Origin of the sequence: Lutibacter sp., from assembly GCF_040883305.1 — a bacterium.
Lineage (GTDB): Bacteria > Bacteroidota > Bacteroidia > Flavobacteriales > Flavobacteriaceae > Lutibacter.
The window spans coordinates 1-10,609 of the sequence record NZ_JBFLKT010000009.1 but is presented as its reverse complement, the minus strand read 5'-3'; the positions used below and the strand labels follow the sequence as shown (position 1 = coordinate 10,609).

The window sequence follows — 10,609 nt, the reverse complement described above, 5'->3', positions numbered from 1 at the left end:
AGACGATGAAGGAAGAGATGTTGCAATAGTTTGGACCTTTAATAATTGGGCTGAAATGGATGAAGATAATGGGGGAATTAAAAAGTATTATGAAGAAATTTATGGTGAAGGAAGTTGGGTAAATGCACTTAAAGATTGGGATAATTCTATTGACTCAATTAATTCTCAAGTTTGGAGAATTGGTGTGAATAATTAATTTACACATTTTAGGATAAAAAATTAAAAAGGCTTAGAATTTAAATTCTAAGCCTTTTTTTAGCATTTTACAGTTTTTTCGTTGCTTATTTTTTTGGTAATTTACTTTTTATCCTTTACAAATTTTATTGAAGTAGTATTTACACAATAACGTTGTCCGGTAGTTTCTTTTGGACCATCATCAAAAATATGACCTAAATGTCCATCGCACGCGGCACAAATAATTTCAGTTCTTATCATACCTAGACTTGTATCTCTAACATAATTAACTGTTCCTTCAATAGCATCATCAAAAGAAGGCCAACCACAATGCGATTCAAATTTACTATTAGATTCGAATAGTTGTGAATTACAAGCAGCACAATGGTAGGTTCCTTTTTCAAAATGAGAGGTTAAACCACCTTCACTCGGACGGTCAGTTCCTTTTTCTCTTAACACATAATATTCTTGTGGAGTTAATTCTTTTCGCCACTGTTCTTCAGTTTTATCTATTTTTTTAATCATGATTTTTTCTTTTTTTTCTTGGGAATAACTGGATGATATAATACAAGTAACTGCAACTAAAAATAAAAGTAATTTTTTCATTTTAAGGATTTCTTTTTATAAATTCTATAATACTATTTATAACAAAATTATCTTTTAATATTCTGGTGTGTCCTAAACCATTTGTTATTAAAAGTTCACCTTGTTCAGTATTTTGACGAATATTGGTTGCACAACTTACAGGAACTTCTCTATCTTCAGTATCATGTATTATTAATGTTGGAATTTTAACGCTTTTTGCAGCAATACTTGCTGAATAATTATCAATATCTTCTCCAAATTTCTTATAAAAAGCCTGCTTCATTTTTGCAACAATTTTTTGTTTTAGTTTAATTTTTTTAACAAAAACATCAATAATATCTGTAATAATATCACCAGAGCCAATAATTATTGCTTTTTTAACTTTTAGACCTTTTTTAATACTATTTAAAATTGCCATTCCGCCTAAAGAATGCCCAATAGCATATTCAAAAGGACCATATTTATTTTCTAAAAACATGGAAACAGTAATAAATTCATTCATCAAGGTACTTTTACCTTCAGATTTTCCATGAGCGGGTGCATCAAAACTAATGGTCATAAATCCGTTTTCTAATAATTTATCTGCAATTTTATACAATTGAGTCCCTCTACCAGACCAACCATGTACCAATAAAACTTTCTTTTTAGAATAACCATAAGTGTAAACCATTACTTTTTTATTTAATTCAGGAATAAAAAGCATTTCTTTTTGTGCACTTTTAGCCATCATTTTTTCACGGTCTGGCGTTTTAAATTTTATAGGTGTTTTAAAAAGTTTTATGGCATAATTAGTTGCCAAAGGCGGAGCAATACATTGTAATATTTTTCCAGGTATAATTATTGACCTTGGAATTTTTGTAATATTTTTTGTTTTAGTTAAAGTATTAGATTTATTTTGTTGCATTGTTAGTATCAAATTTGTGGATAAAGATAGAATTTGTTACATTAAACAAAAAATAACATTTAAAAAAGTGAAAAATGAAAAAAATAATTTCCTTAACATTAGTGTTGCTATTTGTAATTAGCTGTAGTACGGTGCCTATTACTGGAAGAAAACGAATTAATATTGTGAATGATGCACAAATTTTACCTGCGAGTTTTGCACAATATGAAGGTTTTTTAAAAGAAAATAAAATTTCTTCTGATTTAAAAATGACCAATGAAGTTCAGTCAGTTGGACTGCGAATTTCTAAAGCTGTAGATAAATTTATGAGAGCGAATAATATGGTAAGTGAAGCAGACAATTACCGTTGGGAATTTAATTTAATAGATGATCCCACGGTAAATGCATGGTGTATGCCTGGAGGTAAAGTTGTATTTTATCAGGGTATATTACCAATTTGTGCAAATACAGATGGTATTGCTGCAGTAATGGGGCACGAGGTAGCACATGCGTTTGCAAAACACGGTCAAGAACGAATGACAAGTGCTTATGGACAGCAGTTAGGTGGAATAGCAGTTGCAATTGGAACAAATAATAAAGATCCGAAAACGCAACAATTATGGAATACAATTTATGGCGTTGGCTCTCAGGTTGGAATGCTTGCCTACAGCAGAACACATGAAACAGAAGCCGATAAATTAGGAATGGTTTTTATGATTATGGCAGGTTACAACCCTCAAGAAGCTGTTAATGTTTGGATTAGAATGAGCCAAAGAGCAAGTAGTGGAAATGCGCCTCCAGAATTTTTAAGTACACACCCTTCTAATGAAACTAGAATAGCTAATTTAAAAGCTTATTTGCCAACAGCAGTTAAGCTAGCAAAACAATACAATGTGCAATAGCGTTGAATTTTAAAAATAGAGAAAAATATTTATAGTATATTGTAAACCGTTTCTAAAAATGAAACGGTTTTTTTTATTTAAAAATTTATGTTAAAAAAAGGAGATAAAAAACTAATAAATGCATGGGCATTTTACGATTGGGCAAATTCAGTATATTCATTAGTTATTAGTACAGCAGTTTTTCCAATTTATTACAGTAGTTTAACAGAATCATTTACAAATATTGAAGGAAAAATTACTTTTTTAGGCACACAATGGAATCCAACTACTTTATATGATTATACCCTAGCTTTTTCCTTTTTAATTGTCGCCTTTATTTCTCCAATTTTATCAGGTATTGCAGATTATACAGGTAATAAATTAAAGTTCTTAAAAGCTTTTTGTTTATTAGGATCTCTTTCTGTTATGAGTTTGTTCTTTTTTAAAGGTGAAGAAACTTTATGGGTAGGAATAGTATTTACCATTTTAGCTAGCATTGGGTTTTGGGGAAGTATTGTTTTTTATAATGCTTATTTACCTGAAGTTGCACATCCAGAACAGCAAGATGATGTAAGTGCAAAAGGATTTATTTTTGGTTATTCTGGCTCTATTTTATTGTTGTTATTAAGTTTACTTATGATAAATAAACCCGAATTTTTTGGGTTGCCAGATGCAGGTTTTGCCTCTCGATTAACATTTTTAATTGTAGGTGTTTGGTGGTTTGGATTTGCTCAAGTAACGTATGCAAAGCTCCCCAATAATGTGTATGACAGAAACCCTGAAAAAGATTTTTTTTGGAAAGGTTTACACGAATTAAGAATAGTTGCTAAAGAATTAAGACAGCATCCAGAATTAAAATTCTTTTTAAGCTCATTTTTCATGTATAGTGTTGGAGTGCAGACAATTATTTTAATGGCTGGTATTTTTGGAAGTAAAGAATTAGGCTTGCCAACATTAGATTTAATTGCTGTTATTTTAGTGGTTCAAATTGTAGGAATAGTTGGAGCTTTTGCATTTTCAAGGTTGTCGGACAGAATTGGAAATATTTCGACCTTAAAAATTACGGTTTTGATTTGGGCAATTGTTTGTTTTGTTGCCTTTTTATTAGATAAATCTCAAGAGAATATACATCTATATTTTTACGGACTAGGTGCGCTTATTGGATTGGTAATGGGAGCAATACAATCACTTTCGCGTTCTACCTATTCAAAATTATTACCTGAAACTAAAGACCATGCAACCTATTTTAGTTTTTACGATGTTACAGAAAAAATTGCAATCGTTTTTGGAATGCTTGTATTCGGATTGTTAGTTTCTTTAACAGGGTCAATGCAGTATAGTGTATTGTTTTTAGCAGTTTTCTTTTTAATTTCTTTTGTTTTGCTGAACTTTGTTGGAAAAACAAAATATGTCCAATAAATACGATTTTATTGTTGTTGGAGGAGGTATAGTTGGTTTGGCTTCTGCTTATAAATTACAGCTAAAATTCCCCAATAAATCTATTGCTATTTTAGAAAAAGAAACAGAAGTTGGCAAACATCAAACAGGGCGAAACTCAGGTGTAATTCATTCTGGAATTTATTATAAACCAGGAAGTTATAAAGCTAGAAATTGTAATAACGGTCATACGCAATTAGTAGGTTTTGCAAAGAAACATAATATAAAGCATGATGTTTGTGGAAAAATTATTGTTGCAACTAAAAATGATGAATCACCTATCTTAGAAGAAATTTATAATAGAGGAATTAAAAATGGAACTAAAGGAATTTCTTTTTTAACTTCAGAAGAAATATTTCAAAAAGAACCTTTTATTAAAGGAATAAAAGCAATTTGGGTGCCAACAGCTGGTATAATAGACTATGTTGGAGTTTGTAAAGCATTTGTAAAGCAAATAGAAATACTGAATACTAAAAGTAAGTTTTATGCTTCTTGTGAAGTGAAAAAGATAGATTCTTTAATCAATAAAACAATATTAAAAACCAATACAGGTGTTTTTGAAGCATCGCAAGTAATTTTTTGTACAGGTTTGCAATCCGATAGAAATGCCAAAAAGGACAATATCCAATTAGCCGTAAAAATTGTTGGTTTTAGAGGTGATTATTTCGAATTAACTCCTGAAGCCTCTCATAAAATTAAAAATTTGGTGTATCCAGTTCCTAATCCAAAATTTCCTTTTTTGGGAGTTCATTTTACAAGAATGGTTGATGGGAGTATTGAATGTGGTCCAAATGCTGTTTTTACATTTAAAAGAGAAGGTTATAACAGAACAAGTTTTAGTTTAAAAGATACTTTTGAAGCTTTAACTTTTAGTGGAACTTGGAAGTTATTTAGCAAACATTGGCGCAAAGGAATTGATGAATATAAACGTGCGTTTTCTAAACGCTTGTTTGTAAAAGAATTGCAAAAAATGATGCCTTCTTTAACTGAAAATGATGTGCAACCTTCAAGATCTGGAGTTAGAGCTCAAGCTATAGATTACAGCGGAAATATGGTGGACGATTTTAAAATTGAAAAACAACATAATAATATTCACGTAATAAATGCGCCATCTCCAGCAGCAACTGCTTGTTTGGCAATTGCAGATGAAATTATTGCTAAAGTATAATTGAGTTTATGGAATTTTATCAAAAAGAAATAAGTTTAAAACCAGTTACAAGAGGATTTCATTTAATTACTTCTGAAATTATAAGTGCGTTGCCCCAAATAAAGAATTTCAAAATTGGACAATTACAAGTTTTTATAAAACATACTTCAGCCAGTTTAACCATTAATGAAAATGCAGATCCAACTGTTAGAACTGATTTTGAAAGTCATTTTAATAAAATGGTTCCAGAAAATATGTCATATTACATTCATACTTATGAAGGGGCAGACGATATGCCAGCACATATTAAAGGCTCATTATTAGGAAGTTCAATTCAGATTCCCATTACAAACGGCAACTTAAATTTAGGTGTCTGGCAAGGTATTTATTTATGTGAGCATAGAGATTATGGAGGAAGTAGAAAATTAGTCGTCACAGCTTTTGGAACTTTATAAATAGTTACTTCTTTTTAGTATTTATGATTTTAATACTTTTAGGACAGTCTAATTAAAGTTTTAAAAGTTTAAAATTAGCAATAGATTTTGCTAAATTTTCTGTTGCTTTTTCACTAAGTCCAATCTCAATATCCCAAACATATCCTTGAATTTTTATCATAAATGCTTTAGGTTTTTTATTGTAAATGGTTTCACACAAATTCAGCACCTGATTTGGAGGAACTTCATGAGTAGAAAACGCTACTTGTTCAGCAGGGTAAATACGTTCAATTTCAAAACCATTTTTTAGTTCAGTGATGCAGGCATCAACAAAAATTACATTGTCATAATCACCTATCAATTCGGCATCTTCTACCATTAATTGATATTTGTATAATAAATTTTCTTCGTTGTAACCGTCTTTTAATAAACTATCTAAAAAACCCCAGCCAAGACCATCGTCTTGACGCGTGTTATTTCCTATTCCAATAATAAGTATGTTATCTAATTTTTTCATCAATTAAATTTCCTTGATTATCTTCTAATTGAACTATTAATGGCATTTGTCCTAAAGCGTGGGTTGCACAACTTAAACAAGGATCGTAGGCTCTAATTGCCATTTCAACCTGGTTAAGCATAGGTTCCGTTATTTCAGGTTTTTCACTTAAAACTTCGTTGGCAACAGCTCTAACTCCACGATTCATAGCTTCATTATTATGCGTTGTTGAAACTATTAAATTACATTTGGTAATTAAGCCTTTATCATCTGTATGGTATTCGTGAATAAGTGTTCCTCTTGGTGCTTCAATAATACCGATACCTTTGTTTCTTGGAGTTCCTTGGGTTACTAAATCAGTGCCCATTAAATCGTCATCCAACAATAATTCTTTCATTAATTCGGCACAATGCAACATTTCAATTAAACGTGCCCAATGCGTATGCATTGTCATATTATTAGGCTTATTTTGGGTGTATCCTTTAAATATTTGACGCTCAATTTCTGCATAAGGTGTAGGAATATGTGAACTAGTATTCATACGAGCTAACGGTCCAACGCGGTTCCAACCTTTTTCTCTTCCGTATTTTGTCATATAAGGGAATTTTAGGTAAGACCAAGGTTCAACAGCTTCTTTAAAATGATTTCGATATTCAGTATCTGGAATATTTAGCAATTCATTTCCTTCAAAATCAATAGAACGCAAGTCGCCATCATACAATTCCATTGCGCCAGTTTCTTTATGAACCAGCCCTAAGTGATTTGATGGATATGCAGCAAAATTATCTATCCATTGCGCATTTTCAAAATGATAGTTTTTCATAAAGTCGATGATTTCTTTCGACCATTCAATCATTGTATCAACATTTGGAATTTGTTTTCCATCTAAAAAATATTCACGTTCTTCTTTGGTAAATGTTTTATGAACACCACCTGGAACAGCTAAAATTCCGTGTATTTTTTTACCAGCCAAGGCTTTGATAATTTCCTGACCAAATTTTCGCATTAAAATACCTTTCTTGGCAAGTTCCTGATCTGCTTGTGCAACTGCAACAATATTTCTTTTTTCTGCCGGAGCATTAATGCCAAATAAAATATCTGGAGATGCTAAATAGAAAAAATGTAATGAGTGCGATTGAAAAACTTGTCCATAATGTAGTAATTTACGAAGTTTAGTTGCTGTTGGAGTTAAATTTTCTGGATCTATACCCACTAGTTGGTCAATTGCTTTTGCTGCTGCAATGTGATGACTTACAGGGCAAATTCCGCACAAACGTTGCACTAATACAGGCGCTTCCCAGTATGGGTGCCCTTGTATAAATTTTTCAAACCCTCTAAATTCTACAATATGTAAAAACGCATCTTCAACTTTTCCGTTTTCATCCAATTTTATTGTCACTTTTCCGTGACCTTCAACTCGTGTTACTGGTTCTATAACTATTTTTTTCTTATTCATTTTTTTGGTTTTTAAGGTTAGTCATACTTAAATTCAGGAAATTCAATAGCATGTTCTCCTTCAAATAATAAATTCTTTACAACGTTCCAAATGTGATTTGCATTTGGCGGACAACCAGGAATGTGATAATCAATTTTCACTACTTCATGGTTTGAATATACTTTATTTAAAATTTTTGGGATGTCTTCATGGTTAGGAATTATTGTCTCACCTTCTTCGCTTGTCATAGAATCTAAATACGACTCTCTTAAACATTCTTCTAAAGGAATTGTATTTCTAATTGCAGGAAGTCCTCCCCAAATTGCACACTCACCTACAGATACTAAAATATCACAATTTTTACGGAATTCTCTTAATACTTCAATATTATCTGTATTACAGCATCCGCCTTCAATTAAACCAATATCACATCTTTCAGTAAATTGTTTAATATCGGTTAATGGTGATTTATGGATTTCAATAACTTCTAATAAATCTAAGATTCCTAAATCTACATCTAACAGAGACATATGGCAACCAAAACAACCAGCTAATGAAGTTGTTGCAACACGCATTTTCCTATTAACATTAGTTGTTTTGTTCTTTTTAAGATCAATTAATGAAACATTTTTACCTTCATTAATATAATCGAATTGGCGATTTCCAAATGGCTTACTAAATGACTTTCCTTTAACTAAAATTGAACCTGTTGGGCAAATATGCATTGCATATTCTGCCTCAGATTCAGAAAGCTTTGCCTCTTGCTCATAGTCAATAGAAACTATAGTATCGTTTCCTCGGTTAGTTAAGTTAAATACTTTGTAACCATCGGCTGTGCTAATATCTTCAATGCAGCGTTTACACTTGATACAGCGATTTTGATTGATAACTATTCTTTCAGGGCGGGCATCAACTCTACGATCTACAAATAAATGCGGAAAGCGCGTATGGCTTATACCTGTTTCATAACCTAAATTTTGCATTTGACAGTCACCACTTTTTTCGCAAGAAGGGCAGAAGTGATTACCTTCAACAAACATCATTTCTAAAATTGCTTTACGCGTATCTAGTAATTCAGGGGTGTTAACTTCAAAATCCATGTTTTCATCAACTGTTAAGGTACAGCCAGCCATTGATCGACCATTACTTTTTACAGTACAAACTCTACAACTTCCAATAGGATTTAAATGTTTGAAGTGACAAAGGGTTGGTATAAAAATACCATTTTGTTTTGCAGCCTCTATCAGGTTTTGTCCTTTTTCAGCTATACAATCTCTTCCGTCTATTTTAAATGTTACATTTTCCATGTTTATTCAGTTTCAATCTACAATTGTGTGTCTTTAATTATGCTATCAAACTCAGAAACTGCTGCTTCCATATCGAATTCAACAAATTGAAGTTCGCTGTCAGGAGCAATTTTTAAATTGAAATATTCTTTAAACTTATCTAATGAATAAATAAGAGAGTTTGGTGAAGATTTACCTAAACCACAACGGCTAGCGGTTTTAATTATATTTCCCCATTTTTTTACTTCTTCAACTTCTGTTTCAGAAGCCAATCCTCGTTGCATTTTTTTTACTTTTTCATTTAATATGAAATTTCCAGCACGGCAAGGAGTGCAAACTCCGCAAGATTCTTCTTTGAAGAATTCCATAAAATTTCTAAGGATATGAAGAATATCTCGAGTTCTATTAAAGACCATAAAAGAACCACCACATAAAATATCTTCCATGCAAATTCTACGATCAAATTCACTTGGAGATACAGGTTCTCCTGAAGGACCACTTACCTGAACAAAATAAGGAGCCGTAGCTTGGCTCATTTCAATTCCCAATAATTCTCTAATTGAAGTTCCGTATTCAATTTCATAAATTCCTGGTTTTGCAACATCACCAGAAATACTAATTAATTTAGTTCCTGGAGTTTCGGGCGTTCCCATACTTAAAAAGAAATCTTCACCAAACTCAATAATACGTGAAGCATAGGCAAGTGATTCAACATTATTTACAACTGTTGGTTTTTGTTTGAAACCATGTTTAGTTGCCGACCACATTCGAACAGGTGGCTCACCTCTGCGGCCCTCCATTGATTCAATTAATGCTGAAGCAGCTCCACAAACATAAGAGCCAGCTCCTAATTGAATTCGCATTTCGAAGTCAAATCCTTCTACTCCTAAAATGTTTTTTCCTAAAAAGTTATTGGCACAGAACTCTTGTATTAATTTTTCTAATTCCGGTTTAAAAAATTGGTACTCAGCCCTTAAGTAAATAATCCCTTCTTTTGCGCCAGTTGCATAACCCGCTAAAATCATTCCTTCAATTACCAATCCTGGTAAGTGTTGAAAAACTGCTCTATCTTTAAAAGTACCTGGTTCACCTTCATCTGCATTACAAATAATATACTTAGTATCATCTTCATTTTTTTTACAAGACTGCCATTTGTAGCCGACATCAAAAAAAGCTCCACCACAACCTTTTAATTTTGATTTGTATATTTTATCGATGATTTCTTGAGGTGAATATTTTACACCTTCTTTAATACTTTTACCCATTTCGTAAGGTCTAAATATTACGGCTTTATCATCTTTAGGAATGTACTGTATTTTGCTTTTAACTTTGCTTGTAAAATCTTTTACATTTTCACCGTTTCTAATTTTTTGAATTATGAGTTTAACTTTTTTAGGAGTTAAATCTGTAAAAGGCATAAAATTTATAAGTGCAGCAGGTTCTTGATCGTTTAAGCCGATACATGAAGTTTCAAATAAAGAAAATTCATCATTTCCTTGTTCGTCAAAAGTACAGCCCGTTTCTTTTTCAAAAGCTGATTTTACAGCATCAAAACCTTTTAATTCTGAAATAATACTGTTGTTTAAATAGATGGTATGTTTACCGGTTGGTTCTTTATGAAAAAAGTGATAAAAAGATATAACACTTTCAATTTCAATATTTGAGACATTTAAAGTTTTTGAAATTTCAGAAGTTGCTTCATCTGAAATAAAGCCAAATTTATGTTGAAATTCCCAAAGTTTGTTTAATAGATGCGTTCTATCCATAAGAAAATTTATTGTTATTTGCTGTAACTAAAGTTACGACGAAAAGACTTTTTATAAAAGTTTCTAAAACGTTTTCGTTAAATTT

At 31.6% G+C, this 10,609-nt stretch carries 10 protein-coding genes and 1 pseudogene; 5 read left to right on the top strand and 6 right to left on the bottom strand.

The window, feature by feature from the left end:
• Positions 1-196: pseudogene (locus tag AB1Z17_RS00260) on the top strand (hypothetical protein); the annotation flags it as partial.
• A 101-nt stretch (positions 197-297) separates the two neighbouring features.
• Here the strand turns inward: AB1Z17_RS00260 and msrB are convergent.
• Complete coding sequence (msrB, locus tag AB1Z17_RS00255) at positions 298-699, bottom strand: peptide-methionine (R)-S-oxide reductase MsrB (protein WP_368049788.1); 402 nt, start codon at positions 697-699, stop codon at positions 298-300.
• Positions 700-781: 82 nt separating this feature from the next.
• Positions 782-1,663: an alpha/beta hydrolase gene (locus tag AB1Z17_RS00250; protein ID WP_368049787.1), complete on the bottom strand. Its 882-nt coding sequence runs from the start codon at positions 1,661-1,663 to the stop codon at positions 782-784.
• A gap of 74 nt (positions 1,664-1,737) precedes the next feature.
• On the opposite strand from AB1Z17_RS00250, the gene AB1Z17_RS00245 reads away from it, so the two are divergent.
• The 4 genes from AB1Z17_RS00245 (at position 1,738) to AB1Z17_RS00230 (ending at position 5,562) form a co-directional block, all read left to right on the top strand.
• Positions 1,738-2,544, top strand: a complete 807-nt coding sequence (locus AB1Z17_RS00245) for a M48 family metallopeptidase (protein ID WP_368049786.1) — start codon at positions 1,738-1,740, stop codon at positions 2,542-2,544.
• 87 nt (positions 2,545-2,631) lie between these two features.
• Positions 2,632-3,942, top strand: coding sequence for an MFS transporter (locus tag AB1Z17_RS00240; protein WP_368049785.1), 1,311 nt, complete (start codon positions 2,632-2,634; stop codon positions 3,940-3,942).
• Positions 3,932-5,128, top strand: a complete 1,197-nt coding sequence (lhgO, locus tag AB1Z17_RS00235) for an L-2-hydroxyglutarate oxidase (protein WP_368049784.1) — start codon at positions 3,932-3,934, stop codon at positions 5,126-5,128. Before AB1Z17_RS00240 ends, lhgO begins: the two co-directional genes overlap by 11 nt.
• A gap of 8 nt (positions 5,129-5,136) precedes the next feature.
• Positions 5,137-5,562, top strand: coding sequence for a secondary thiamine-phosphate synthase enzyme YjbQ (locus AB1Z17_RS00230; protein ID WP_368049783.1), 426 nt, complete (start codon positions 5,137-5,139; stop codon positions 5,560-5,562).
• Between the two features lie 52 nt (positions 5,563-5,614).
• Here the strand turns inward: AB1Z17_RS00230 and AB1Z17_RS00225 are convergent, their stop codons facing one another.
• The 4 genes from AB1Z17_RS00225 to AB1Z17_RS00210 are packed head-to-tail and all read right to left on the bottom strand — an operon-like array spanning position 5,615 to position 10,524.
• Entirely contained in the window at positions 5,615-6,058 is a 444-nt protein-coding gene (locus tag AB1Z17_RS00225; RefSeq protein WP_368049782.1) for a hydrogenase maturation protease, read from the bottom strand.
• Positions 6,042-7,493, bottom strand: a complete 1,452-nt coding sequence (locus AB1Z17_RS00220) for a Ni/Fe hydrogenase subunit alpha (RefSeq protein ID WP_368049781.1) — start codon at positions 7,491-7,493, stop codon at positions 6,042-6,044. Before AB1Z17_RS00220 ends, AB1Z17_RS00225 begins: the two co-directional genes overlap by 17 nt.
• A gap of 17 nt (positions 7,494-7,510) precedes the next feature.
• On the bottom strand, positions 7,511-8,779 hold the full coding sequence (locus AB1Z17_RS00215; RefSeq protein WP_368049780.1) for a 2Fe-2S iron-sulfur cluster-binding protein: 1,269 nt from the start codon (positions 8,777-8,779) through the stop codon (positions 7,511-7,513).
• Between the two features lie 17 nt (positions 8,780-8,796).
• Entirely contained in the window at positions 8,797-10,524 is a 1,728-nt protein-coding gene (locus tag AB1Z17_RS00210) for an NAD(P)H-dependent oxidoreductase subunit E (protein ID WP_368049779.1), read from the bottom strand.
• Between the last annotated feature and the right edge of the window lie 85 nt (positions 10,525-10,609).